The organism is Thermococcus argininiproducens (assembly GCF_023746595.1).
GTDB classification, from domain to species: Archaea; Methanobacteriota_B; Thermococci; order Thermococcales; family Thermococcaceae; genus Thermococcus_A; species Thermococcus_A argininiproducens.
Window position 1 is genome coordinate 1,228,560 of sequence record NZ_CP080572.1, and the last position, 23,593, is coordinate 1,252,152.

The following is a 23,593-nucleotide window of genomic DNA, read 5'->3' on the forward strand; positions in this document are numbered from 1 at the left end:
TTAACTTTTCTTGCAAGAGAAAACTTAATTAAGATTAGGAACTACATTTATACAGGTGGTAGTTATGAGGAAAACTGTTGTACTAGTAGTTTTTCTACTTATTTTTCTAGCCCCTACTCTGGCAGAGGCCAAAGTGGTTTATGTGGCTCAAATAAAAGGTGAGATAACTTCTTATACTTATGATCAGTTTGATAGGTACATTAGCGAGGCGGAACAGGCAGACGCGAGTGCTATTATAATTCTCTTAGATACTCCCGGGGGAAGAGCGGATGCAATGCAAAACATTATAGAGAGAATAAAGTCTGCAGAAGTACCGGTTATAACATATATCTATCCACCGGGAGCCATGGCGGCCTCTGCAGGCACATATATTGCGTTAGGGTCTCACTTAATAGCAATGGCTCCAGGCACAAGTCTTGGGGCTTGTAGGCCAATTATGGGATATTCCCAAAATGGGAGCATTATAGAGGCTCCTCCAAAAGTTGTTAATTTCTATATATCTTATATCAAAAGCCTAGCAAAAGCCAGTGGAAGAAATGAAACCATGGCAGAGAGATTTATAACTGAGGATCTGGCTATAGATCAGGAAGAAGCTTTGAAATATGGTATAATTGAGGTTATTGCCGGCGATGTTGATGAGCTCATAGAGAAGGCTCATGGGATGAAGACAAAAGTTCCAGTTAGAGGGGAATACATAACTTTAGATCTAAAAGGAGCAGAATTGAGGTACTTAGAACCTAGTTTGAAAGATAAAGTAGTAACATACATAACAGATCCAGCAATTGCGTATGTTCTCCTTACATTAGGGATATGGGCGTTAGTCCTAGGCTTTTTAAGTCCTGGATGGCACGTTCCAGAGACGATTGGAGCAATCATGATAGTATTGGCGATAATAGGCCTCGGATATTTTGGCTACAGAAGTGCAGGTCTATTATTGATTATTCTAGCAGTAATCTTCTTTATCGCAGAGGCGTTAACTCCCACATTTGGATTATTTACAGTTGCAGGTTTCATAACTTTTGTTTTGGGTAGTATAATGCTGTTTAGTGGAGGTGGTGGAGTGGATTACCTTATTTCTCGAGAGGTCTATTCAGAGATAAGAGTGATAATCATCACAATAGGGGCATTATTAGCATTATTCTTTGCCTTTGGGATGGCAGCGGTAATAAGAGCCCATAGAAGAAAAGCACAAACTGGAAAAGAAGAAATGATAGGCCTTTCAGGTGAAGTCGTTGAACCGTTAGCTCCAGAAGGGATGGTCAGGATTAGGGGAGAGCTATGGAAAGCAAAGAGCAAAGATGGAACGACAATAAATATTGGAGAGAAAGTGAAGGTTGTTGAAATGGAAGGTCTCAAGCTCATTGTTGTTAGGGAAAAAGAGAAATACTCTAAAGAAGAAAATGTTATGAGGTGAAAAGAAATGGCATTTGAATGGGTTGTGTATGTGATAATTTTAGTTTTTGTACTGGTGTTTTTGGCATCGGCCATAAAAATAGTCAAGGAATATGAAAGAGCAGTGATCTTCAGACTGGGTAGGGTTGTGGGCCCAAGAGGACCTGGACTCTTCTTCATAATCCCCATTTTCGAAAAGGCAGTAATCGTTGATTTAAGAACCCAAGTTTTAGATGTGCCTGTTCAAGAAACGATTACAAAGGATAATGTTCCAGTAAGGGTTAATGCGGTTGTTTATTTCAGAGTTGTTGACCCCGTGAAAGCAGTGACTCAGGTTAAGAACTTCATCATGGCCACTTCTCAAATCTCTCAGACAACATTGAGAAGTGTGATAGGCCAAGCACACTTAGATGAGCTTCTTAGTGAGAGAGAAAAGTTAAATAGAGAATTACAACGGATAATAGATGAAGCAACTGACCCATGGGGGATAAAAGTTACTGCAGTGGAGATTAAAGACGTTGAGCTTCCAGCAGGAATGCAAAGGGCAATGGCAAGGCAAGCTGAGGCAGAAAGAGAAAGAAGAGCTAGGATCACGCTTGCAGAGGCTGAAAGACAAGCTGCAGAGAAACTTAGAGAAGCTGCAGAAATAATATCTGAACATCCAATGGCTCTACAACTTAGAACTCTTCAGACGATAAGTGATGTTGCTGGAGATAAGAGCAATGTTATAGTTCTAACACTCCCGATGGAAATGTTGAAGCTATTTAGAAGTTTGTCAGACACCGCTGAAGTTGCTAGGAAGAAGATGGAAGAAGAAAAGGAATAATTTCTTTCTTTTTGTTTTTCTGTCTATTTTCTTACTGTTTTATTTGGGTGAATGGTTGTTCTTTGTGACCTGCTTGAGTTAAATATAAAAGCTTAGACAGCGAAGTATAAGTAGTTACACCATTTACAGCTTTCGGACATTATTGTCAAAATTCAAATGGAGGGACCAAAGTGGGAAGGTCAATTGTTTTCGCTTCTGGAAAAGGAGGCACTGGTAAAACCACGACAATAGCTAATGTTGGCGTTGCTTTGGCCCAATTTGGGAGGGAAGTTATAATCATAGATGCGGATATTACAATGGCAAATTTGAGTTTAATTTTAGGGATGGAAGATATACCAATAACTCTACATGATGTTCTTTCTGGCGAAGCAGAACTCAACGATGCTATATATGAGGGACCAGCGGGTGTTAAGGTCATACCTGGTGGTTTAAGTTTAGAGAAGATTAAAAAAGCAAAAAATCCAGAGCGGTTAAGAGAACTTATGAGAGAAATTTCATCATTGGCAGATTTTATACTGATAGATGCCCCGGCAGGACTGGAGATGACCTCTATAACGGCTTTGCTTATAGGGAAAGAACTTATTTTAGTCACTAATCCAGAGATATCAGCCATAACTGATTCTCTCAAAACAAAACTTGTGGCAGAGAAACTGGGTACTCTTCCACTAGGAGCAGTCCTAAATAGAGTAACTAGTGAAAAGACAGAGCTCTCTAAAGAAGATATTGAGACTATTCTAGACGTACCCGTGCTCATGGTGATTCCAGAAGATCCGGAAGTAAAGAGGGCAAGTGCTTACGGTATACCGCTTGTAGTCAAAAACCCAACTTCTCCAGCAGCTATAGCATATAAACAACTTGCTGCTAAGCTCGCTGGCATAAGGTACAGTCCTCCAAGGCCAGAGAGTCCGATAAAGAGGGTGTTTAGAGCTTTATTTGGAGGGGGCAGGAGATGAGTGCTTTTACAACAATCCTTATAATATTCCTTCTGCTAATGAATATCTTTCTAATAATTTTGTACCTCTCAGAAAGGAGATCATCCTACTATGTGGCATATGATGAAGAAACCAGAAGCACCCTTAAACGGAGAGTGACACATCTAAAAGAGGAGTTAGAGTCCGAACTTGTAGATTTTGATATAGAGGAATGGGAGAGGGCTCTCGAAGAATCCCTTGAAGAAGAAATAAAGAACCTTTAAGTTCTTTTCTCTATATTTTTAGGTTTGAGAAAAGCTTAAGTATTTTTACAACATATTATTTTTTCCCCAAAGCTGGGAGGTGAAAAATATGAAAGCGAAAGTGAGGATATTAGATATTGAGACAGGAAGGTTCTTGGTTTTTATTAGTGAAGAGGATGCTAAAAATGCTAAGCTTCATCCTGAAGACTTGATAAAAGTGGAAACAGCAAAGAGAACAATATATGGGGATGTTGTTATAAGTAACATGGTTAAACCAGGCGAAATTGGAGTTACAAAAGATATACTAAGAGCTTACAGCTTTTCTGATGGAGAACTTGTGAATATTGTTCCTGGTGGGACACCGGAGAGTGTTCGTTATATCAAGAAAAAGATGAACGGCCAGAAACTGAAAAAGGTCGAGATAGAAGCAATAATAAAGGATATTGTAGACAGAAAACTAAGAGATGTTGAGATAAGTTCTTTTGTCACGTCCTTAGAGATAAACGGACTTGACATGGATGAAATAGCATGGTTAACTACAGCAATGGCAGAAACTGGTGACATGTTAGATATCGATAGAAAACCAATTATGGACGTTCACAGCATTGGAGGAGTACCTGGCAACAAGACTAACATACTTGTAGTGCCAATCGTAGCCGCTGCAGGCTTAACAATTCCTAAGACCTCTTCCAGGGCAATAACAAGTGCTGCAGGAACTGCAGATGTTGTAGAAGTCCTCGCGCCAGTAACTCACTCTTTAGATGAAATTAAGAGAATAGTGGAGAAAATTGGAGCATGCTTGGTATGGGGTGGTGCCCTCAATTTGGCCCCTGCTGACGATCTAACAATAAAAGCCGAAAGAACTTTGAGTATTGATCCTAGAGGCTTAATGCTCGCTAGTATAATGTCAAAGAAATATGCAATGGGTTCTCAATATGTTCTGATTGATATTCCTACAGGAGAGGGGGTAAAAGTTGAAAAAATAGAAGACGCTAGGTCATTGGCAAAGGACTTTATAGAACTCGGAAAAAGACTTGGACAATATGTAGAAACTGCCATAACATATGGTGGACAACCCATTGGACACACTATAGGGCCAGCCCTTGAAGCAAAAGAAGCTCTGGAGACGATAATAACAGGAAAGGGTCCAGGAAGTTTAGTAGAAAAGGCAACGGGATTAGCAGGAATATTGCTTGAAATGGGTGGTGTTGCTCCAGCGGGCATGGGAAAGAAAATTGCTAGGGAGATTTTAGAGAGTGGTAAGGCATATGAGAAGCTTAAGGAAATAATAGCAGAGCAGGGTGGAGATCCAAATGTAAAACCAGGGGACATCCCAATAGGTGATAAAACGTACACCTTCGTGGCTCAGACTTCTGGATATATAACTAGGATTGATAATAGGGCCATCACTACAATAGCTAGGGCTGCAGGTGCTCCTGAGGATAAAGGATCAGGAGTGATATTGCATGTAAAAGTGGGAGAAAAGGTAAAAGAGGGAGATCCACTTTTCACAATACATGCAGAAAGCGAAACACGACTAGATCAAGCTATAATACAAGCAAGAAGGATGGAGCCAATAAGGATAGAGGGCATGGTTCTGCAAAGAATTGGAAACCTTTAGCGTTTTCTATGTCTCTCGTACCATCCCCACTCTTTTTTACTACCAAAACTTCTTACTCCTTCCTTTACAAGCTTTATACGGAGTTCTTTGGCAAATTCAGGAGTTATCTCCCCATGATCTTCCATCCAATTGATGATCTCTAAGGCTTCTTCATCAGTTTCACATCTTCTTATGAAGTCTATTACCGTAGGGTTATATCCTGAAAAGTCCATGGCCTCTTCTTCGTATTCTTCCTTGGTTCTATAACCTTCAATAACTAGCTCTGCCCCCTCGTCTAACTCTTTAGCTAAATAAGGATATTTTTCCTTAAACTCCTCTTTGTCATATTCTTGCCAAGGAAATTCATCAACTGGACGTTTTTTCTTTTTGTCCATATTAAGCACCTCTTTTCAGAGTTTACTTTGGGAAAGGATTTATATAGTTTGTCTTTTGCTCTTTGCAAAGAACTTATATAACTCGACTCTAATTCTCTAACCATGAGGGGAGGATATCTTCTTGTAATTTACCTTGAAAAAAACCAAAATATAAGGACTAAGGCTAGGAGATTTAACTTGAAGAAGGGGTATTATGTTTATGTAGGTTCTGCAATGAATTCTCTTGAAAAGAGAGTTTTAAGACATTTTAAAAAGGAGAAACGTTTTCATTGGCATATAGATTATCTCCTTGATAAAGCCCAGCTTATCGAGGCTTATTTGATCCCCAGTAATGCGAGGATTGAAGAGAAACTGTCTCAGGCATTGAGTGACGTTGTTATAGGAATTGAAGGCTTTGGGGCGAGTGACATAGCTGTAAAAACAAATTTATATTACTTTGGAGATACTACTCCTTATGGGGTACTAGCTAACATCTTGAACTCTATGAAATTAAGGTGGAAAAGGATTAAAAATCCTCAGGATATTATGGAGTGGGGGGAAGAGAATGCTGAAGATAGGTAAGGTTGAGTCATATATTCACGAGAAACTTGAAAAAGAAAAGCTTCACTTTGTTTTACTTGATCCTGATGATGTTTCACCCGATTTGGCTTCAAAGCTTGCTCAAATGAGTGAGGAAGTTGGTGTCGACGCAATAATGGTTGGTGGTTCTACTGGGGCTGAAGGTGAGGTTTTAGACGGAGTTGTCAGAAGAATAAAGGAGAGTTCTAATCTTCCAGTTATTCTTTTTCCTGGGTCTCATGGAGGGATTAGCAAATATGCGGATGCTATATTCTTTATGAGTCTTTTAAATTCTACAAATCCATTCTTTATAACAGGGGCCCAAGCTTTGGGGGCTTTTACTGTAAAGCGTTATGGTATAGAGCCCATTCCAATGGCCTACCTCATAATTGAGCCTGGGGAAACTGTAGGCTGGGTGAGTGATGCGAAACCAATTCCCAGATATAAACCAAAAATAGCTGCGGCCTATGCGCTTGCTGGACAATACATGGGTATGCGTTTGGTATACCTCGAGGCAGGAAGTGGGGCACCAGAACATGTGCCTTCAGAGATGATAGGAGTTGTAAAAACTGTTGTAGAAGTTCCTCTTATAGTAGGTGGAGGGATTAGAAGTTACAAAGATGCAAAAGAAGTTGTTAAAAGTGGGGCAGATATAATCGTCACTGGCACTGCAATAGAAAAGGCCGGCTCTTTAGAAGAAGCAAGAAAAAGGCTTGAAAGCATAATACGAGGAGTTAAAGAGATTAAGAAATAGTGTGTATGGTATTGGTTTCAAGTATCTCTAGGTGTTTTTAAAACCTTATTTTTCGGATTGCTCGAATAAACTTGCAGCAAATTCTGAAATACCTTCCCAAAAACCCTGAAGGAACCATAGTAAGAACACTATGACAACTATCCACGCTACAAAGCCCACAAGTAGCCTTAGGAACTCAGCAATTCTAGACATTGATCCTCCTCGTTTAAATGATGGTCTTTATTATACTTAATTGTTTTTGAAAGGTTGTCTGCTCAGAATGAATAGTTTTAAAAACATATTTAAACATTCAGTTTAATTTCTAAATGGTGATTCTCAATGAGGGCTTTTATTTCTGTAGACTTAGAAGGGATGCCTTTTGTGGTAAGTCCCCAGCATTTAATTGAAAAAGGGATACTTTATACAGAGGCAAGGAAAATAGCGACTGAAATAACATTGACAGCAGCAGAAGCGCTTTACGGAGCGGGTTTTAATGAGATAGTAATAGCAGACAGTCATGGGCCTATGGTAAATATTCTCCCTGAAGAACTTCCTGAGTATGTTTACTTAGTTAGGGGATATCCAAGGCCGATTGCAATGATTGCAGGGGCAGAAAACTGTGATGTGGCTTTATTTTTGGGATATCATGCAAAAGCTGGAACATTCCGTGCTATCTTTGACCACACGTATAGTGGAGCAAATGTAGGAAAGCTTGAGCTCAATGGAGTGGAAGTAAGCGAATATCTTCTCAATGCTTATGCAGTTGGCCATTATGGGATTCCCGCAGTTTTGGTGGGAGGTGATGAGAAACTGCTTGAGGATGATGTAAAAAGATTCACTCCTTGGGCTGAAAGGATATCTTTCAAAAGAGCTTTTTCAAGATATTCTGCCATAAGCCCAAGCCTAAAAGTTTTGAAAAAAGATCTGAAAGACGGTATTTCCAAAGCAGTTGAAAAGTACAGGAAAGGTGAAACAAGACCTCTTAAGCTTGAGTATCCTATTAAAGTAAAGCTTACATTTAATAACAGTGGCATGGCTGATGTTGGCGAGTTATTGCCGGGAGCAAATAGGGTGGATGGGAAAACTGTAGAATTTGAAGCAAAAGATATAATAGAAGCATACAAAGCTTTTCAACTTCTTGTATTTGCTGCCAGTGGAGTTACCTCCATATTTAGGCGTTAAGCCTCACTAAGGACTTTGAAGGTTATTTTTCCCTCTTTTACCATGTTCTTAAGGTGTGTGAGAAGCTCAGGGACGTTCTCTTCGGTTACCTCAATTCTTATTTCACTAATGCCCTTGCTTGTAGGCGGGAGAAAGTGAATGTCTTTAATTTTTCCTCTAAGCTTACCCAAAACTTTAGTCAAAATTTTTCCTCTTTTTTCATAGGGCATTTTAATGTCGATTTCAACAATTTTCATAGTTGTCACCATTTTATTTTAGAAAACAAGGCCTATATAACCTTTTTCATAAACGAAGGTAATTCTTTAGAGGAATTTTTATTCCCTATAGTTATGATAAAAGTTTTTGAGTTTATACTTCCAAAACTAAGTGCCCCGGGGAAACCGCGGGGGATAAGCTAACGGCGAGCTGTGAGTCCCCTTCGCTCCCCCGGGGTACATTACAACTTGAAAGTTTGGTTTCTTCAGGACAAGAGGAACTCAGTCCATTAGGGATTTTAATAGCTTGACTGTTGGAGGAGCACTTTCATTTTTTCCTATTCTCACTACTCTTGTGAATCCTTCTTCTAGAATTGGAAGTGCTGCAGGAGCAGCAATCTCTATTAGGTCTTGATTTATGAAATAAAATGCTATTCTTCTTTTATTTCCAACATATTTCAAGATATCATGAAGGGAACTTAAAAATTCTTTTCTGTCTTGGAGTAAGAGTAAATACTTGTCAAACCCTACTACAATATTTAGGAATCTCTCATGTGGCACTTTTTCAAAAACAGAGTCATATTCTTTTTGTAAAATAGTACTCTCACTAACTGAAACCTTTCCTATGACATTTCCTACTTCTAAAATACCACCTAATTTTATTACCATTGCCGCTTTTATTGGCTTGGTTAGAAGACCAGAGAGTTTTATATGTTTTTCATACAAGTAGAGAGAATCCAAGAAATCATCAATGAGAACAGGATATGAATTTAGCTCCGCCCACTTTATAAGTTCATAAAAGAGGATATGAACTGGAGCGGTGGATGAGTGTTCTATCAATATGCTCTCCCCAAACTTTAGATTTTCCAACAATGTGCTAATGGTTGACATGTAAAAATCCTCCAATAATTATAGCTAGGCGGTTATATATGTAAACTTATATTTTAATTTTTCTCTATTTTTTCTCTTCATAAGGGGCAGTAATGACTTTTCTTATTTCTCTAGCTATTTTTTCACCTATTCCCTCTACTTGGGTAAGTTCACTCTCTTTTGCAGTGAAAACTCGCTCTACACTCCCGAAATGCCGTAAAAGTCTTCTTGCAAGAACTGCAGACACATAAGGGAGACCTTCTACTATTAGGCGTTGTCGATCTGCCAGAGTTAACGCTTTTTTCTCGCTTCTGACTGCAATCTCCTTTTTTCTTTCTTCTTGTTCCCGTTTTGCTATTAGGTATATGTAGTTTGCCACCTCACTTGGGTCTTTGGCAAATAGTATTGGGATATCCCAGTCTACGGTTAGAGCTGCTAGAGCCCCTCTAATGGCATTTGGATGAATATTTCTAATTCCGTAAAGCTCACCTTCGATGATAATTATGGGTTTTAAATAGCCCTCTTTCAAGCGTCTTGCTTGGTCAAAGAGTCGTCCATCTATTATTGACTGAATAAAGTCATTAGCAGCTTTTCTTTCTATGGCAACATCTTCACTAACTATGTAGTCTCCAATATCAAGCGTTTTGATTTCCAAGTGCACTCCGAGTTCCTTTAACATTTTAGGGACTTGACTTTTAAGCTCACGAGAGTCAACATACACTACAATACCCTTTGGTTTTCTTATAAAAATTGGTTTTATGGGAAGTTTTTCATAGACTTCCTCTTTTGACACTTCGATTTTTTCTTCTACCTCTTTTATAGTTGTTTCACTTTTTTTCTTCTCTTTTGACTTCACAAATCCAAGAAGGGAAGATTGTTTCTCTTTTTTAACCATATCTTCCACCTTCTTTAAAAGAGAAATCATCTGTTTTTCCTTATGACGGGAACTCCAGTAATAGGCCTCATCTCTTGTCCCTTTTGCCATTAAAATAATAACTTTACCGGGTTTATGTCGTCCAGTTCTTCCCTTCCTTTGAATACTTCGAATGGCAGAGGGTACAGGCTCGTAAAAAATCACTAGATCTACTTCTGGCACGTCTAAACCTTCCTCTCCAACACTGGTGGCAACTAAAACGTTGAACTCCCCCCTAGAAAAGAGGTCTAAAATCTGTTTTTGTTTTTTCTGAGTTAGACCTTTGTCATTTTCTCTGCTGGCTTGTCCAACAAAGCGCATAGCTTGAATGTGTTCTTTTAGAAGCTCTTCCACGATTTTCTTTGCAGTGTCACGGTAATTTGTAAAGACAATTATTTTTGAGGATGGTTTCTTATCTAGTTGTTCTTTTATAATTTCCTTCAACTTATCGAGTTTTGGATGGTCAAGTCCAAGCTCCTTGGCCTGTACAAGAAGAGTTATTGCTTTCTTCATTCTTGGGTCTTGGATAATCTCTTTTGTAGATTTTGTTCTGCCTTTCCTCGCTTCCTCATAGAGCTTTTTTAAGTATCCCCTTAGTGCGGATAATCCTTGTGTCTCAAGCAATTCTATCGCGTGGTGAAGCTTTAAAGCCTTAGCTTGGTATAGCATAAGTTTTCCTACTTCGTAATTACCTTTTGCCATTTCGGTGTTTATTATTTGACCTACCTTTAGGACTTCTTTCTTTGGTATGTCGGGGGAATAACTATCGAGTAACCCCGCTCCAGCAAGAGGTTTTAGAGAATCTTTGAGCATTTCACGCAAAAGTTTTCTAACGTCTTTATAAATCTCGGGAAGGCCGACTTTGAGCCATTCAAACTTTATTCCTTGTACATAGGGCTTTACGTCAGGAGAATTTTCTGTTCTGAGCTCAATATGTTCTATGAATAGGTTTTTCACAATAGCTCTTATCTTTGTCTCGTCGCTTCCAGGGGAGGCAGTTAAGCCTAGAATGAGGGGGTGTTTTGATTCTCTCATGTATTCTTTTGCGATATATACATATCCGTAGTTTCCAACAGCCCTATGGGCCTCGTCAAAGATAAGCAAAACCACATCTTCGAGACTTATTCTACCAACAACAAGATCGTTCTCTATAGTTTGAGGAGTAGCGGTAATTATAATACTCCTTCTCCATATCTCTGCTCTTTTTTCGGGAGGAATCTCTCCCGTTAAAGTGTTTACTTTTTCTTCTGGGATGTTAAAGAGTCTCAGGAAACTCTCCCTATGTTGGAGGGCTAGGGGCTTTGTGGGAGCTAGCATTAGGACTTTTCCTCCATATTTGGAGAGGCGGTAGTCTGCTATCATTTGAGCTATTAGAGTCTTTCCTAGCCCTGTTGGTAGAACAACTAGGCTATTTTTGTCTTTACACTTTGCGTAGATTACCTCTTGATAAAGCCTTGGCTGTATAAGGTCTTTTCGCAAATACATTGATGTATATTATAAACGAAGAGGTTTATAAAAGCGCCGCTTGGAAGTTGTTCTCTCCTCTCTTGAAACTAGTAGGGGACATAGGGGAGTTAGTGTGAGAATTTTGTGAGAATCAAAGGTGAGGAGTACTAAAAGATAATGAAAGCGGGAGTTGTTCCTTCTTACCGAAACTCTAAAAAGGGAAAGTTCTAAATGAATTCAGGTGAGAGAAGAAGTGCCCCGAGGAATGGGAAGAGGTAGGGGTCGGAGAAGGAAAATGCGTTTTATAGGTTTTATTCCTGAGGTTAGACACTTTTATCCAGCTAAGCCTCCATTTGGGCCTCCTCAACCTCCAATCTTCATGACGTATGAGGAGTTTGAGGTATTGAGATTAGTTGATTATGAAGGATTAACGCAGGAAGAGGCTGGCCAAAGAATAGGTGTTTCGAGAGGAACAGTGTGGAGGGCATTAACATCAGCGAGAAAAAAAGTCGCTCAAATGCTTGTTGAAGGGAGGGAGCTGATAATTCTTGCTCAAGGAAATGAAATTCCAAAAGGGGAATCACCTTAGGAGCCAGTAATTTTCTATGTAAACTTCTTTTATACCTTCCTCTTTAGCTGCATGGTAGACATCTTCCATTTGTTTTTTGCTTGTAGGCAGAACATCATGCATTAAGTGCTGAGGAGCAAAACCGAGAAGAACATAAGGAATCTCTGGGTCTATTTTTGCAAGATATGTTGCTATTTTTCTGACCTCCTCCTCGTCAATGTAATGGGGAACTACAAGGGTGCTCACGACTAACAGTGGGGGTTCGTCTCTTGTTTTCATTGAGGAAATAAGCTTTATGTTTCCCTTTATTCTTTGGAGGGCTTTTTCTCCGTTTATGCCCGTTAAGGCCTCATAAACTTGAGGTGTGTATGCTTTCCAGTCAATTTTTATTATTCCTCCGCTTTCAATGCTTAATTTGGCCATTTCTTTCATAATACTTGGGTTTTCGAGACCGTTTGTTTCCCAGCAAATCCTTTTTGTTGATTTGATATCTTTTGCTCGTTTGATGATTTCTCTTGACGCTTTAATTGCATAAGGTGCGTGCGGTGTTGGATCTCCACCGAAGTAACATACACAAGAGACCTCCCTTTTCATAGCAACATTAGCAAGTTCTTTTGAGCTTATGATAATTCCCGCTAAAGGATCGATATTTCCATTTTTTATCATATATTTGTGTTCTATGTTTTGGCAAAAGAGACAATCTAAGTTACAACCGGCGAAAAAGACTGCCAAGTTACAAAATCCTCTGTGTCTTGCTTCGGGACAGACAGGTCGTGCAACACAGTTTGTGGGGTGGGGGTCAAGATACCAGTGGAGGTATCCATAGTCAAAACTTCCAGTTATTGGTACCAATTTTCCTTTTTTGTTCCAGATTATCCCACAATAGCCAGGATTCCCTTCTAGAATTTGGCATTCATTAACACAGATTTTACAGGAAATTTCTCCGGTTTGAGGAGGAAGGGAAGGCAAGTTTATTAACTCCCGCCATTTGAAATGGGATCTCATAACTTTTTTTAAAGCTTTTTGAGGGTTTTTCCTAAGGCAGTTAACACATACTCCGATTGCTTCACTAATTTCTTCAGACTCGTAACCACATAATTCACACTTTGTCATCTCAAAGAGAGTCTGAAGATGTTTTATAAATAGTTTCTCTTATTAACAAACCCGTTGAAACTAAGCACACCAGTAACCTAAAAATAAGAAGGACCACAAATGCTATTCCGCTGTTTGCTCCGAACACTGCTGCTATTACCCACCACAAAGGATTCTCGTTTAAGAGATACGCTAGCACAATCCCTACACTGTTTCTTGTTTTGTGATAGACCCATGTAAATAGGAACCCAAAGAAAAGAATATCAACGGGATCAAGTTTTCCAGTTAGTAGTGGTGTATTATATAGTCCAGACCATAAAATTGCTATCCAAAGTACTGCAAATCTAGGAGAAATGTCTCGTACGAGTTCATAAGGAAAAGCTTGCCAAAAAGCGAAGGCAACAGTACCAACTAAACCCCAGAATAAGACTGCGAATATTAAAATTCCTAACGAAATTGGAAAATTCACCCAAGACGGTTTAGCAGCAACTAATAATGTGTCAATACCTACAATTTGTATGCCAATGAGCCAAAACAACGGGATGGGTGTTGAAAGAGCTGTAGCTAATAGAAAGCTATTGCGTAGATTATCTCTTCTAATTCCAAAAATGGAAGGGAGTAATTTTTCGTCATTCAATTTTAGTATGAGGATAGTAACCAAAAATATTCCTGTGAATATAATCCCAATCGTGGCTGCAAGATCTAAAAGGATGTAAGAAGTTTTTAAATAGTATTTTATAATAAGCGTGGAACCGTAAACAATTAGATAGACAAGCAAATAAAACATCACAACACTTTCTATTTTTCTGCTCCTTAAATTATTTGAGCGGTGCGGACTCATAGTTATACACTCACAATAATATTATTTAAGAATTAGTGAGTGGGAAAAATAGAAAGTACTATCTTAAAATCTCCTCTTCTACTATCTTTGCAATTTCTTTAAGAGCTTTAGACGCTTTAGACTGTGGAAATGCTTCATTAACTGGTTGAAGCATTGTCATACTTTTTGGAACTGCCCTGTCATACGGTATCTCGCCGATTATAGGTATATCCTCTTCCTCAGCAAACTCATGCAGTCTTCTAAACCCTGGATTTAGGTCTGCTTTATTGATTATTAGGTAAGCTGGTTCTCTAAAGTGCTGAACAACTTTGTAAACTCTCTTTACATCACTTAAGGAAGCAGGAGTTGGCTCCGCAATAAGTATTACTGCATCTGCACCTCCAAGACTTGCTATTACTTGACATCCAATCCCCGCCGCTGAGTCCACTATCATGTGTTCTAGATTTTGTTCTTTCATAATTTTTTTGGCCCATTCTTTCTCTTCGGTAACAAGTTTTCCACTATTTGGTCTACCCACATCAAGCTGTGCTGAGATTAATGGAAAGTTGTATTTTGTCGTTGTTTTTCTAATTATGCCAGACCGAACTTCTTCTAAAGTGATTACTCCTTTCACTGGACACACAAGTCTACAAACACCACAACCTTCACATGTTAATTCATTCACTACGTAATCTCCATCAATGAAGTTTATACAATCATAAGGACATCTCTCAGCACATATACCACATTGTATGCATGTTTCTGTGTTTATTTTGGCAATTTTTGCTCCTGTGAGTTCTTTTTCTTCTTCCCATTTCTCTACGTTAAAAAGTAGGTCCAGATTAGGTGCATCAGCATCAGCATCAATCGCTATTAGCTTATAAGTGTCTTTAAGAAGGTAAACTAGTGAAGCAGTAACACTTGACTTTCCAACTCCACCTTTTCCGCTTGCTATCGCGATCTGCATCCTTTTCACCCCACATATTCTGCAACTTTTTTGGCAAGTTCTTTGAAGACCTCTGCCTCTTTATTCTCGCTTAACACTATCGGCTTCCCCTCAATGTAGCTATGGATTATATTCTCGCTATACGGAATTTCCGCAACTATCTTTACTCCGTATTCTTTTGCCACTTTTTGCACTCCTTCCCTATTACCAAGGCTGCTTCGATTGAGCACTATCCAAGTCTCAATACCCATAAGATCTGCAAGCTTTAGTATGAGTTCGAGATCATGCAAACCCAATGGAGTTGGTTCTGTAACTGCAATTAACAGTTTTGAGTTTTCTAAAGCTTTGGAAACGGTGTTACTTGTACCTGCAGCAGTATCTACTAGTAAAAGCTCCTTCTTGAGCTTTTGTGCTCTCTCTTTTGCTGCAACTACAATTGGCATAGCTCTCTCTTCCCCTTCCAAGAGTTTGCCTGTTATGAGGGGAAATCCATAGACAGTGTTTGTTAGGTATGTGTGCCCCATGGTTTTCTGTCTCTCCAATATTGCCTCTGGAACAGGGCATACTATCTCACATCCTCTACAACCAGAACATAAAGTTGGTATCAAGAAGGGAGTTCCATCCTTCATAGTGATTATTGCATTTTCTTCACAAATCTCAGCACACTTTTTACATTTGATGCACTTTGAATAGTCAAAATGGGGCATAAACATGTGAACAGGTTCTTCATTTTGAAGCTCAACATTAAGGAGTATGTGGTCATTTGGTGCTTCAACATCTAAATCAGCCAATACAAGGTCAAAATATTCCTTCAGGGCTATTGCGAGGTTAATTGCAATTGTCGATTTTCCTGTTCCTCCTTTACCCCCACTCACTGCTATCTGCATGTGCTCACCTCCAGAGTTAGGGAGACCTAAAACTTTAAAAATTTTGTGCATATGCTATAATGGTGATCTGGAAATGAGAAAGCTTAGAGTTGCATTTGGTATGAAACTTTGCCAGACGCTCACTATGAGAATTCAAAATTTTCTCGATATGTGAAATCAGGAGTGATAGAAGTTTTGAATTAGTGAAAAAAAACTAAACGGGGCGTTAGAAATTGAGAAACTGGACGAAGGGCACGGTGACCTTAGAAAGTTTAAGGTTGTTATCGGGCACCTTAGCAGTGTTTGGAGAAAAAATAGCAGAAAACTGATGTTCCGGCTAAATGTCAGATTAATCGAAAAGTTTTTAAGATTTTGTGCATATGCACATAACAGAAATGTGGGGTGGTGACAAGAATGAGGATTGGAATATCGAGTTCGACAAATGGGGGGTTGGAAGATACCATAGCTCCAGTATTTGCGCGGGCACCAGTGTTTACAATAGTTGATGTGGAGAATGGAGAGATAAAGAATGTCAAAGTACTCCAAAATCAAGCTGCATACGCAGGAGGAGGAGCTGGCCCAATAGCTGTACAGACACTCATAAACGAGGGGGTTGATACAATAATAGCATCACAAATAGGGCCAAATGCCATGGGTGCCATTCAAGCAGCTGGTATCAAATACTACACCTTTCCACCTGGGACATCAATAAAGGAAGCTGTTGACAGAATTATAAAGGGAGAAACTCCTTCGCCACCATCAGAATTTCCACAAGCTCCATCCTATCCTCCTGTTCAAGTATCCTCCCAGAACCCACAGTATTATCCTCCTGTCCCACCGTATCCAGCGTACGGCTTTGGTTGGGGTGGAGGAAGAGGTAGAGGCATAGGAAGAGGATTTGGTAGAGGTTGGGGTAGAGGAGGACGTGGCTGGGGAGCAAGACTAGGCTACTGTCCATGGACTGGAATGCCAAATAGAAGAAACTGGATAGCCAGATATTTCGGCTGGTGGTGAAGTTTTCTCTTTAATTTTTGGAGGATTAAAAATGCCACGAGGAATGGGACGGGGCTATAGAAGACAAAGCTTCTTTAACTATCGTCTGAGAGAACCTTATTATTTGATTGACATGCTTTTGCTGATTGGGATTATTTACTTTTTCATAAGGCTACTTCTTGTGGCCCTTCCTTATGCCTTGGGCTTCATAGTGCTTCTTATTATCAGAGGTTTCCTGAGGCCAAATAGAGGTGGAGTTTTTTGAGCTTATGCAAACTTTTTTAAATTCGGTTTCCCTAATTCTTTGGGGTGATAATCATGAAAATAGTGGTAGCAACTGCGAAAGGTGGATTGAAGGATTTCGTTAACCAAGCTTTTGGAAGAGCTCCAATGTTCACAATAGTGGATATTGAAGAAGAGCAAATAAAAAATATTAAAGTAGCTCCTAATCCTGGTGCAAGTGCTTCAAGGGGAGCTGGTGTTCAGGCGGCCCAATTTTGTATAAATGAAAATGCAAATGTTGTCATAGCTGGTCAATTTGGGCCCAACTCTTCCCAAATACTTCAAGCATCAAGCATAAAGTTTGTTTCGGCCCCTCCAACTATGACTGTAGAAGAAGCTGTGAGAGCATTTTTACGTGGTGAATTAACTCAAGCAATTCTAGGTCCTGAAGGGGGGATGGGCCCTGGAAAGGGCAGTAGCCGAAGGATGGGCCGTAGAAGAGGCCAAGGAATGGGACACAGAAGGGGACAAGACAAAGGTGCCTGGTGACTTTTCTTTTTATCCTCTACTTAAGAGAAATCCGTTTATACTTCATTTACCTAATAATTGTTTGGTGAACCTCATGAAATATAGCAAATTAGCTGTAAAAATTTTGGAGTATGAAGAGAGGGAAATATACTATGACCCTGTTTACCATGGAAGGAGCTTGAAAATTTTTGGGATCGACGATGATCCAACCAAAGTGATTGAGTACATTGGGGATAGATTCTTCGAGAAGGAATATGGATTGGTTTTCTTTGATACGAGAGGAAAATATTCAAAGGAGAAGTTTGATACAATAGTAAAAATAGAAGACAATAAACCAACTGGTCTGGATCCAATAAAAATGGCAAAGGAAGGTATTTTAAAGGATTTTTACACAGCAGCAACTATAATCCAGACAATTTATGGATTAGATCGTTCCCTTACAGATAAACTTTACTCTGATATACTAACAGGAAAAATAAAAAGTGTTCCAGAGGCCGCAGTGTCTAAAGAGAAGTATGGTGAAGTGATACGAGAAACCTATACTACTCTTGATGAGGTTTTCTTTAAGGGCAAACCTCCAGAGCTTGGAAAAAGTGTTCTCATAGACTTTGGTAACGCTTACAGCATAACTCTTGTAGGAATGGCGTTCTTAATTCTTGCAGCAGCAGTGAAAGATAGGAGAAATACCTTAATAGGTATTGATGATGCAGCAGTTCTTTTCTATACTACTCCAGGAAGTGCCGCTATTCCTTTATTGACCCAGCCCATGAGGGGAAGAGTTACTCTTTTAGCGTCGAGATATGTAGCAGAGAACCTTCTTAATGCTCCGGGTCCGACACTTATCCTTTACAATGATCCCGATCTGCAGAGCATGATTTATGAAGCAAATGGGGTTCCACAAGGAGCCATGAGAAAGCATGTTCTCAAAGGAGAAGGGGCTTTCGTATGGAGAACGACACAGACCTTAGAAGTTGAGTTTGGTAAACTGTCGATTTGAGGGAGTCAGAGATGAGAATTACCGTACTTTTTGAGAATCATGCAGGATTTAAAAAGGGCCTTTTGGGGTACCATGGTTTTTCTCTTTTTATTGAATACGATGAGAGGAGAATTTTAGTGGATGTTGGAACGGAGGGGAAAATTCTCCTTCATAACATGAAAGCCTTGGAAATAGATCCAGAAAAAATCGATGCAGTTATTTTAACTCACGGTCATTATGATCACACTGGAGGGCTGAAGGAGTTTCTTAGAGCTAGGAGAAGCGCTATAGATGTTTATGCTCACCCTGAGATCTTTCTACAGCGGATAGCCCTAAAACCCAAGCGAAGGGATATAGGGATTCCATATCTCCAAGAAGAATTGGAAAATCTTGGAGCAAACTTTATTCTTGATAAGAAGCCATTAAAGATTTTTGATGGAGTTTGGACTAGCGGAGAGATCAAGAGAGTAACTTGGGATAGAAGAGTTGGATATATTGTGGAAGATAATGGCCTCATCAAAGATCCTGTTAGGGATGATATAGCACTAGTTGTAGAAGATGGAAAGAGTGCCATTGTAATAACAGGTTGTGGTCACAGTGGGATCTTAAATATAGTCGCTCAAAGTTCGTTGAATAAACCTGTTAAGGCTCTAATAGGGGGTTTTCATCTGATGGGCTCTAACGAGAAATTGCGGAGGGATGCAATAAGAGGTCTAAAAGACTTAGGCGTTCAAAAACTTTATGCAGGCCATTGCACGGGTTTTGAAGCAATGGCATCATTTATGTACACTTTTGGAAAAAACTTTGAGCCCCTATATGTTGGAAAGGTGATAGAGCTTTAGGCATGGTGATCCTCGTGAGAACCTTAATTGCCTTTGGGCCTGTTCCTTCTCGCAGACTTGGGAGAAGTCTTGGAGTAAACAACATTCCCAACAAGTTTTGTTCTTATGCTTGTGTTTACTGCCAAGTTGGGAAGACCCTAAAGATGGAAATTAAAAGAAAGGAATTTTATGATCCAGAGGCTATTTTTGAAGATGTTAAGAAAAAAATTGAAGAAGCAAAGGCAAGGAATGAGAGAATTGATTATATTACTTTCGCCCCTGATGGAGAGCCAACATTAGATGTAAACCTTGGAAAGGAGACTGAGCTTTTAACAGAACTTGAAATTCCCCTTGCAATTTTAACAAACTCCTCTCTAATCTGGTGTGATGATGTTAGAGAAGAATTGCTAAGGTTTAATTTCGTTTCTTTAAAGGTTGATGCTGTTAGTGAAGAGCTGTGGAGAAAAATAGACAGGCCTCATAAAAGCTTGAAGCTTGATATGATTTTGGAGGGTATGCTAGAATTTAGAAAAGAGTTCAGAGGTGAACTTGTAACTGAAACTATGCTAATTGATGGAATGAATTATGGGGATGAGTTTGAGAAAATAGCAGAATTCTTGAAAGAGCTAAAGCCGGATATAGCGTATATCTCAATTCCCACCAGGCCCCCAACGGAAAAATGGGTTAAGCCAGCAAAAGAAGAAATTATCAACCAAGCATTTCAAATCTTTGCAAAAGTTGTTGATAGAGTTGAATATTTAATTGGCTATGAAGGAAATGCCTTCACTTTTACGGGAAACATTGAAGAAGACTTGTTAGGTATTACAAGCGTCCATCCGATGAGAGAAGATGCTGTGAATGAACTTTTAAGGAAAGCAAATGCTAACTGGGGGATCATTGAAAAGCTTTTGAATGAGGGAAAGCTTATTGAACTTGAGTATGAAGGGAAAAGGTTCTACATGAGGAGATTACCCAGTAGAGACTCTTCAAGAAAATGATGGTTGTGAAAACTTTATAATTCTTTAAGAATGAAATTTTAGTGGTGATATTATGGAGATAAGACTGAATGGAAAGTTAGCTTTTACAACTGCTTCTTCTAAAGGGATTGGCTTTGGTGTTGCAAAAGTTCTAGCAATGGCTGGAGCTGATGTTATACTACTTTCAAGAAGCGAGGAAAATTTGAAAAAGGCTCAAGCAAGGATTGAAGAGCTTACTGGAAGAAAGCCCTTTTATATTGTTGCAGACCTAACAAAGAGGGAAGATTTGGAGAAAAGCGTGAAAGAAATAGCAGATATCGGAGATGTAGATATTTTCTTCTTCTCAACTGGTGGTCCTAAACCCGGCTACTTTATGGAGATGGAAATGGAGGATTGGGAAAAGGCTGTAAACCTACTTCTCTATCCTGCTGTTTACCTAACAAAAGCACTTTTGCCAAAAATGATTGAGAAGAAATGGGGGAGAATAATTTATTCTACAAGTGTTGCCATAAAAGAGCCAATTCCAAACATAGCATTAAGCAACGTTGTTAGAATATCAATGGCTGGGCTTGTAAAAACTTTAGCTAAAGAAGTTGGAAAATATGGAATAACCGTAAATGGCATACTGCCAGGTATAATAAGAACAGATAGGGTAGTACAATTAGCAAAGGATAGAGCAGTAAGGGAAGGAAAAACACTCGAGGAAGCATTAAGCGAATATACTAAGTCTATACCCCTTGCTCGTTTGGGGGAGCCAGAAGAAATTGGCTATCTTGTGGCTTTCTTGGCAAGTGAATACGGCTCGTACATAAATGGTGCAATGATACCCGTTGATGGTGGTAGATTGAATTCTGTCTTTTAAGGTTTCACTTTTAAAAACGAGAAGTTTATTAAAATTTGAAGATGAAAATAAATAGGTGAGCTCAATGCGAGGTCCTTTTCCTGACCAGAAAACCATTAAAGATTCTGAAATAATGTCGAAGGTAAAACAGAAAGAATTTCTGAGTCAGAGTAGGGAGCTTAGAGACTACTCAAAACTTGAGAGTGCAATAGTGATACTCCTTGGGTTAATTGTTGTAGGTTTTGTACTCTTTGTGCTGAGCAATTATTTTTAACATGGTCATGAGAGTAATAGAGAAACTCTAAAGTTCATCCTCATCGAATATAAAGAGCTCCTGCTATCGTCGTGTTTAGGCCTTTTGCTATTTTATAAGCCAGTTTGAGCGATGGGTTATATTTCCCCTTCTCAAGGAAAACTATTGTTTCCCTTCTCACGCCTACCATCTTTGCAAGCTCCGCCTGTGTTAAGTTCTAAAAATTAACTTTGATTCCAATTGCTCTTTTTTAGATTGTTTCTTTGATTGGCTATAAATTCTGTCCTCCAACTGTTGTTTTGAGTTTTTGATATTAAAAAAAGCTTGTCACAAGAAATGCCGTTAGGATAATCGTCATAAAGCTCCCGTCCACAAGGATGAGCCACGCTTCAAAGAGGATAATGTTTTTTCAAGCTGTAAAAATTCACAATCGTTATAACAGTCAAGATTACTAGTCAGTTAGGTGATACCATGAACGAACAATATATATTCAGCCATGAGTATCCCACATATTTTTCAAAACTCAATGGCCTGCGCTCAAAAATTGCAAAAGATTTGCCAATTAAACCAGGAATGAAAATATTAGACCTAGCAACGGGCTATGGATTTTTTGCTGTAGAGATAGCAAAGTGTGAGGGGACGGTTAGAATCACCGGAATTGATATTGCCCAAAATGATATCATAAAGGCAAAGGACAACATCAAGAAACATGGCCTCGATAATCGCATACGGGTTGTTCAAATGGATGCCACTAGCATGACTTTTCCTGATGAAAGCTTTGACATGGTAGTTAATTTTCTGGGATTAGAAGACATCCATATGACAAGAGGAAAAGAAGGCGTTCGTAAGACATTTCATGAGGTCAGCCGCATTCTGAAGCCAGAGGGATACTTTTGCTTTGTTGCAATGCCTCCAGAGGAAATGGAGAGCGATGCCCAAAAGCTGGAAAATGAAGTGTTTTCCTATATCTGCAGTGCTACATGGCTAAGTGCAAAAGAATACGAAGAGATGCTCAAAGAGGCAGGGCTTAAGCTCCTCACGAAAAAGGCATATTATACTGGCAAAAAACTCACTCCAGAGCAGGCCAAGGAGGAAATAGAGTTCGCATGTGAGAATGTTCCAAAGATATATGGTATTGGTACTCCATCCTTTGATGAGGTTTGGGAGAAATTTAGAGAGAGAATAGAAAAGCATGGAATGGGACACTATTCCAAAGTCGTACTGTTTATCGCACAAAAAGCAGTCAAAGGGTAGAAAATCCCACATTGTTTCGTTTTTATCCGTGTCTTACTCTCATACCCATAACCCTCTTATATGTCAAAAACTCATAAAGTAAAAAAAAGAGGTAGCGTGAAAAAGAGTTGGTGAGTTGTGGGGGTGAAATGGTGAGAAGACCCTTTTTCTGGCTCATCATTGCTTCATTCTCAGCTTTCTTTGGTGAAGTTACGATAGGAGCAACTCTTTATCCTTTCCTTACTTCCTGGGGACTGCTCGTAATTCTTCCCCTTTATGGACTCCACACTCTAATTTTAAGCTCAGTTGTTTACCGCTTCGGGAGACCAAGATTCGAAACACTCTACTTAGCAGGCGTTATTTTCGGTCTTTATGAGGCATACATAACGAAAGTTATATGGAATCCTGGGTGGGAGTCACCAATTCACATTGCAGGCATAGGCATCTTTGAGATTCTTGTAATAGTACTCTTTTGGCACCCATTTATGTCTTTTATACTCCCTATAGGCTTTGCTGAACTACTAACATCTAAAAGGAAGGTGTTACCCAGCCCACTACTCAAAAGACCCTATCTTTTTGCCTTTATATTTGGGATGCTCGAAAGCTCTAACTCTCCATCACCATTTGCATCTTTCACATCTGCTGTGAGTACACTTGGAGTTATTCTTCTTTTAATCTACATTTGGAGGCAAAAATTTGATAGAGACGATGAGATGGAAGGACTCCTTCCTACAAAGAGGGAGCTTAGGTTCTTAATTCCCGTGTTGTTGTTATACTATGTAGTTCTAGGTTTTGGGATAAATCCAGCAGCAATACCGGAAATAGGGCCTCAGGCTGTTATTTGGTTACTCTATGCTTTGACATTCTATTTAATCTACAGAGCACTGGAGAAGTCAAAGAGGGAGGATATAGAAAGACTTGAGTGTGGGCTTGATTTTTACCAACTGTTTGTTTTTTCTCTTATTTTCACGATCTCAGCAGTGTTGTTCTCAATCCTTGAAGTGCAATTTCATGAGCTCAAGTTCCTTATACTCGCTGTTCTTTGGCTTGTTGGAAGCGGTATAGGGATAACCAGCTTTTGGAAAAGTGCTAAATGGGCATTGAAAGCATGATCGGATGGTAAGATTATCAGAACTCCAGTTTAGCAATCCTATTATTTGAATGCACAATGTTC

The 23,593-nt window shown here is 39.3% G+C and carries 28 protein-coding genes and 1 pseudogene; 19 read left to right on the forward strand and 10 right to left on the reverse strand.

Annotation, left to right across the window (positions count from 1 at the left end):
- The first annotated feature begins 64 nt into the window (after nt 1-64).
- From K1720_RS06550 to K1720_RS06570, 5 genes are all read left to right on the forward strand, one after another.
- Entirely contained in the window at nt 65-1,414 is a 1,350-nt protein-coding gene (locus tag K1720_RS06550; protein ID WP_251947836.1) for an NfeD family protein, read from the forward strand.
- A 6-nt stretch (nt 1,415-1,420) separates the two neighbouring features.
- The gene (locus tag K1720_RS06555; RefSeq protein WP_251947838.1) at nt 1,421-2,218 is read left to right on the forward strand and encodes a slipin family protein; all 798 of its coding nucleotides are present in this window, start codon (nt 1,421-1,423) and stop codon (nt 2,216-2,218) included.
- 170 nt (nt 2,219-2,388) lie between these two features.
- Nucleotides 2,389-3,171, forward strand: a complete 783-nt coding sequence (gene minD, locus K1720_RS06560; RefSeq protein WP_055282773.1) for a cell division ATPase MinD — start codon at nt 2,389-2,391, stop codon at nt 3,169-3,171.
- Nucleotides 3,168-3,413, forward strand: coding sequence for a hypothetical protein (locus K1720_RS06565; protein WP_167887430.1), 246 nt, complete (start codon nt 3,168-3,170; stop codon nt 3,411-3,413). The genes minD and K1720_RS06565 overlap by 4 nt, the downstream gene beginning before the upstream one ends.
- Nucleotides 3,414-3,501: 88 nt before the next feature.
- Entirely contained in the window at nt 3,502-5,013 is a 1,512-nt protein-coding gene (locus K1720_RS06570) for an AMP phosphorylase (RefSeq protein WP_251947840.1), read from the forward strand.
- Here K1720_RS06570 and K1720_RS06575 read toward each other — a convergent pair.
- Nucleotides 5,010-5,387 carry a DUF2095 family protein gene (locus K1720_RS06575; RefSeq protein ID WP_251947842.1) on the reverse strand — a complete coding sequence of 126 codons (378 nt, stop codon included), beginning with the start codon at nt 5,385-5,387 and terminating at the stop codon, nt 5,010-5,012. The genes K1720_RS06570 and K1720_RS06575 overlap by 4 nt on opposite strands.
- Nucleotides 5,388-5,489: 102 nt before the next feature.
- Between K1720_RS06575 and K1720_RS06580 the strand changes: the two genes are divergently transcribed.
- The gene (locus K1720_RS06580) at nt 5,490-5,948 is read left to right on the forward strand and encodes a GIY-YIG nuclease family protein (protein WP_251947844.1); all 459 of its coding nucleotides are present in this window, start codon (nt 5,490-5,492) and stop codon (nt 5,946-5,948) included.
- Nucleotides 5,932-6,699: a phosphoglycerol geranylgeranyltransferase gene (locus K1720_RS06585; protein ID WP_251947846.1), complete on the forward strand. Its 768-nt coding sequence runs from the start codon at nt 5,932-5,934 to the stop codon at nt 6,697-6,699. The genes K1720_RS06580 and K1720_RS06585 overlap by 17 nt, the downstream gene beginning before the upstream one ends.
- A gap of 45 nt (nt 6,700-6,744) precedes the next feature.
- On the opposite strand, the gene K1720_RS06590 is transcribed toward K1720_RS06585, so the two are convergent.
- Nucleotides 6,745-6,891: a hypothetical protein gene (locus K1720_RS06590; protein ID WP_251947848.1), complete on the reverse strand. Its 147-nt coding sequence runs from the start codon at nt 6,889-6,891 to the stop codon at nt 6,745-6,747.
- Nucleotides 6,892-7,017: 126 nt separating this feature from the next.
- Between K1720_RS06590 and K1720_RS06595 the strand changes: the two genes are divergently transcribed.
- Nucleotides 7,018-7,860, forward strand: coding sequence for a M55 family metallopeptidase (locus K1720_RS06595; RefSeq protein ID WP_251947850.1), 843 nt, complete (start codon nt 7,018-7,020; stop codon nt 7,858-7,860).
- Here K1720_RS06595 and K1720_RS06600 read toward each other — a convergent pair.
- The 3 genes from K1720_RS06600 to K1720_RS06610 all read right to left on the reverse strand — a co-directional run bounded on the left by K1720_RS06600 (nt 7,857) and on the right by K1720_RS06610 (nt 11,322).
- Nucleotides 7,857-8,108 carry a hypothetical protein gene (locus K1720_RS06600; RefSeq protein WP_251947852.1) on the reverse strand — a complete coding sequence of 84 codons (252 nt, stop codon included), beginning with the start codon at nt 8,106-8,108 and terminating at the stop codon, nt 7,857-7,859. The genes K1720_RS06595 and K1720_RS06600 overlap by 4 nt on opposite strands.
- A 228-nt stretch (nt 8,109-8,336) precedes the next feature.
- Entirely contained in the window at nt 8,337-8,945 is a 609-nt protein-coding gene (locus K1720_RS06605; protein ID WP_251947854.1) for a DUF257 family protein, read from the reverse strand.
- Nucleotides 8,946-9,009: 64 nt separating this feature from the next.
- Nucleotides 9,010-11,322, reverse strand: a complete 2,313-nt coding sequence (locus K1720_RS06610; protein WP_251947856.1) for a DEAD/DEAH box helicase — start codon at nt 11,320-11,322, stop codon at nt 9,010-9,012.
- A gap of 226 nt (nt 11,323-11,548) precedes the next feature.
- Here K1720_RS06610 and K1720_RS06615 point away from each other — a divergent pair, with 226 nt between their 5' ends.
- Nucleotides 11,549-11,872, forward strand: a complete 324-nt coding sequence (locus K1720_RS06615) for a helix-turn-helix domain-containing protein (protein ID WP_423837326.1) — start codon at nt 11,549-11,551, stop codon at nt 11,870-11,872.
- Here K1720_RS06615 and K1720_RS06620 read toward each other — a convergent pair.
- The 4 genes from K1720_RS06620 to K1720_RS06635 form a co-directional block, all read right to left on the reverse strand.
- Nucleotides 11,864-12,856 carry a radical SAM protein gene (locus K1720_RS06620; RefSeq protein ID WP_251947858.1) on the reverse strand — a complete coding sequence of 331 codons (993 nt, stop codon included), beginning with the start codon at nt 12,854-12,856 and terminating at the stop codon, nt 11,864-11,866. The genes K1720_RS06615 and K1720_RS06620 overlap by 9 nt on opposite strands.
- A 109-nt stretch (nt 12,857-12,965) precedes the next feature.
- Nucleotides 12,966-13,730 carry a hypothetical protein gene (locus K1720_RS06625; RefSeq protein WP_251947859.1) on the reverse strand — a complete coding sequence of 255 codons (765 nt, stop codon included), beginning with the start codon at nt 13,728-13,730 and terminating at the stop codon, nt 12,966-12,968.
- A gap of 112 nt (nt 13,731-13,842) precedes the next feature.
- Nucleotides 13,843-14,730, reverse strand: a complete 888-nt coding sequence (locus K1720_RS06630; protein WP_251947860.1) for a nucleotide-binding protein — start codon at nt 14,728-14,730, stop codon at nt 13,843-13,845.
- Nucleotides 14,731-14,735: 5 nt separating this feature from the next.
- On the reverse strand, nt 14,736-15,596 hold the full coding sequence (locus K1720_RS06635; RefSeq protein ID WP_251947861.1) for a P-loop NTPase: 861 nt from the start codon (nt 15,594-15,596) through the stop codon (nt 14,736-14,738).
- Nucleotides 15,597-15,989: 393 nt separating this feature from the next.
- On the opposite strand from K1720_RS06635, the gene K1720_RS06640 reads away from it, so the two are divergent.
- The 8 genes from K1720_RS06640 (at nt 15,990) to K1720_RS06675 (ending at nt 21,207) form a co-directional block, all read left to right on the forward strand.
- Nucleotides 15,990-16,589, forward strand: a complete 600-nt coding sequence (locus tag K1720_RS06640) for a NifB/NifX family molybdenum-iron cluster-binding protein (RefSeq protein WP_251947863.1) — start codon at nt 15,990-15,992, stop codon at nt 16,587-16,589.
- 31 nt (nt 16,590-16,620) lie between these two features.
- On the forward strand, nt 16,621-16,833 hold the full coding sequence (locus tag K1720_RS06645) for a hypothetical protein (protein WP_251947865.1): 213 nt from the start codon (nt 16,621-16,623) through the stop codon (nt 16,831-16,833).
- A gap of 53 nt (nt 16,834-16,886) precedes the next feature.
- Entirely contained in the window at nt 16,887-17,339 is a 453-nt protein-coding gene (locus K1720_RS06650; RefSeq protein WP_251947867.1) for a NifB/NifX family molybdenum-iron cluster-binding protein, read from the forward strand.
- A gap of 73 nt (nt 17,340-17,412) precedes the next feature.
- A complete protein-coding gene (locus K1720_RS06655) occupies nt 17,413-18,315 on the forward strand; it encodes a hypothetical protein (RefSeq protein ID WP_251947869.1) in 903 nt (300 codons plus the stop codon).
- A gap of 11 nt (nt 18,316-18,326) precedes the next feature.
- A complete protein-coding gene (locus K1720_RS06660; protein ID WP_251947871.1) occupies nt 18,327-19,136 on the forward strand; it encodes an MBL fold metallo-hydrolase in 810 nt (269 codons plus the stop codon).
- Nucleotides 19,137-19,150: 14 nt separating this feature from the next.
- Nucleotides 19,151-20,113: a radical SAM protein gene (locus tag K1720_RS06665; protein WP_251947873.1), complete on the forward strand. Its 963-nt coding sequence runs from the start codon at nt 19,151-19,153 to the stop codon at nt 20,111-20,113.
- A 52-nt stretch (nt 20,114-20,165) separates the two neighbouring features.
- Complete coding sequence (locus K1720_RS06670) at nt 20,166-20,954, forward strand: SDR family oxidoreductase (protein WP_423837310.1); 789 nt, start codon at nt 20,166-20,168, stop codon at nt 20,952-20,954.
- A 64-nt stretch (nt 20,955-21,018) separates the two neighbouring features.
- On the forward strand, nt 21,019-21,207 hold the full coding sequence (locus tag K1720_RS06675) for a hypothetical protein (RefSeq protein ID WP_055282736.1): 189 nt from the start codon (nt 21,019-21,021) through the stop codon (nt 21,205-21,207).
- A 40-nt stretch (nt 21,208-21,247) separates the two neighbouring features.
- Here K1720_RS06675 and K1720_RS06680 read toward each other — a convergent pair.
- A pseudogene (locus K1720_RS06680) lies at nt 21,248-21,391 on the reverse strand (helix-turn-helix transcriptional regulator); the annotation flags it as partial.
- 266 nt (nt 21,392-21,657) lie between these two features.
- On the opposite strand from K1720_RS06680, the gene K1720_RS06685 reads away from it, so the two are divergent.
- Together K1720_RS06685 and K1720_RS06690 are read left to right on the forward strand one after the other, a co-directional pair.
- Complete coding sequence (locus tag K1720_RS06685; RefSeq protein WP_251947876.1) at nt 21,658-22,440, forward strand: class I SAM-dependent methyltransferase; 783 nt, start codon at nt 21,658-21,660, stop codon at nt 22,438-22,440.
- Between the two features lie 128 nt (nt 22,441-22,568).
- Nucleotides 22,569-23,531, forward strand: a complete 963-nt coding sequence (locus K1720_RS06690; protein WP_251947878.1) for a hypothetical protein — start codon at nt 22,569-22,571, stop codon at nt 23,529-23,531.
- Nucleotides 23,532-23,593: the final 62 nt, after the last annotated feature.

What these genes read in the sequence shown, in the direction of transcription:
- K1720_RS06670 (WP_423837310.1), top strand. Translation starts at nt 20,166, where the DNA reads ATGGAGATAAGACTGAATGGAAAGTTAGCTTTTACAACTGCTTCTTCT.
- K1720_RS06650 (WP_251947867.1), top strand. Translation starts at nt 16,887, where the DNA reads ATGAAAATAGTGGTAGCAACTGCGAAAGGTGGATTGAAGGATTTCGTT.
- K1720_RS06555 (WP_251947838.1), top strand. Translation starts at nt 1,421, where the DNA reads ATGGCATTTGAATGGGTTGTGTATGTGATAATTTTAGTTTTTGTACTG.
- K1720_RS06645 (WP_251947865.1), top strand. Translation starts at nt 16,621, where the DNA reads ATGCCACGAGGAATGGGACGGGGCTATAGAAGACAAAGCTTCTTTAAC.
- K1720_RS06595 (WP_251947850.1), top strand. Translation starts at nt 7,018, where the DNA reads ATGAGGGCTTTTATTTCTGTAGACTTAGAAGGGATGCCTTTTGTGGTA.
- K1720_RS06575 (WP_251947842.1), bottom strand. Translation starts at nt 5,387, where the DNA reads ATGGACAAAAAGAAAAAACGTCCAGTTGATGAATTTCCTTGGCAAGAA.
- K1720_RS06660 (WP_251947871.1), top strand. Translation starts at nt 18,327, where the DNA reads ATGAGAATTACCGTACTTTTTGAGAATCATGCAGGATTTAAAAAGGGC.
- K1720_RS06615 (WP_423837326.1), top strand. Translation starts at nt 11,549, where the DNA reads ATGGGAAGAGGTAGGGGTCGGAGAAGGAAAATGCGTTTTATAGGTTTT.
- K1720_RS06620 (WP_251947858.1), bottom strand. Translation starts at nt 12,856, where the DNA reads ATGAGATCCCATTTCAAATGGCGGGAGTTAATAAACTTGCCTTCCCTT.
- K1720_RS06590 (WP_251947848.1), bottom strand. Translation starts at nt 6,891, where the DNA reads ATGTCTAGAATTGCTGAGTTCCTAAGGCTACTTGTGGGCTTTGTAGCG.
- K1720_RS06625 (WP_251947859.1), bottom strand. Translation starts at nt 13,730, where the DNA reads ATGTTTTATTTGCTTGTCTATCTAATTGTTTACGGTTCCACGCTTATT.
- K1720_RS06600 (WP_251947852.1), bottom strand. Translation starts at nt 8,108, where the DNA reads ATGGTGACAACTATGAAAATTGTTGAAATCGACATTAAAATGCCCTAT.
- K1720_RS06675 (WP_055282736.1), top strand. Translation starts at nt 21,019, where the DNA reads ATGCGAGGTCCTTTTCCTGACCAGAAAACCATTAAAGATTCTGAAATA.
- K1720_RS06580 (WP_251947844.1), top strand. Translation starts at nt 5,490, where the DNA reads ATGAGGGGAGGATATCTTCTTGTAATTTACCTTGAAAAAAACCAAAAT.
- K1720_RS06550 (WP_251947836.1), top strand. Translation starts at nt 65, where the DNA reads ATGAGGAAAACTGTTGTACTAGTAGTTTTTCTACTTATTTTTCTAGCC.
- K1720_RS06570 (WP_251947840.1), top strand. Translation starts at nt 3,502, where the DNA reads ATGAAAGCGAAAGTGAGGATATTAGATATTGAGACAGGAAGGTTCTTG.
- K1720_RS06640 (WP_251947863.1), top strand. Translation starts at nt 15,990, where the DNA reads ATGAGGATTGGAATATCGAGTTCGACAAATGGGGGGTTGGAAGATACC.
- K1720_RS06685 (WP_251947876.1), top strand. Translation starts at nt 21,658, where the DNA reads ATGAACGAACAATATATATTCAGCCATGAGTATCCCACATATTTTTCA.
- K1720_RS06565 (WP_167887430.1), top strand. Translation starts at nt 3,168, where the DNA reads ATGAGTGCTTTTACAACAATCCTTATAATATTCCTTCTGCTAATGAAT.
- K1720_RS06690 (WP_251947878.1), top strand. Translation starts at nt 22,569, where the DNA reads ATGGTGAGAAGACCCTTTTTCTGGCTCATCATTGCTTCATTCTCAGCT.
- K1720_RS06635 (WP_251947861.1), bottom strand. Translation starts at nt 15,596, where the DNA reads ATGCAGATAGCAGTGAGTGGGGGTAAAGGAGGAACAGGAAAATCGACA.
- K1720_RS06605 (WP_251947854.1), bottom strand. Translation starts at nt 8,945, where the DNA reads ATGTCAACCATTAGCACATTGTTGGAAAATCTAAAGTTTGGGGAGAGC.
- K1720_RS06610 (WP_251947856.1), bottom strand. Translation starts at nt 11,322, where the DNA reads ATGTATTTGCGAAAAGACCTTATACAGCCAAGGCTTTATCAAGAGGTA.
- K1720_RS06655 (WP_251947869.1), top strand. Translation starts at nt 17,413, where the DNA reads ATGAAATATAGCAAATTAGCTGTAAAAATTTTGGAGTATGAAGAGAGG.
- K1720_RS06585 (WP_251947846.1), top strand. Translation starts at nt 5,932, where the DNA reads ATGCTGAAGATAGGTAAGGTTGAGTCATATATTCACGAGAAACTTGAA.
- K1720_RS06630 (WP_251947860.1), bottom strand. Translation starts at nt 14,730, where the DNA reads ATGCAGATCGCGATAGCAAGCGGAAAAGGTGGAGTTGGAAAGTCAAGT.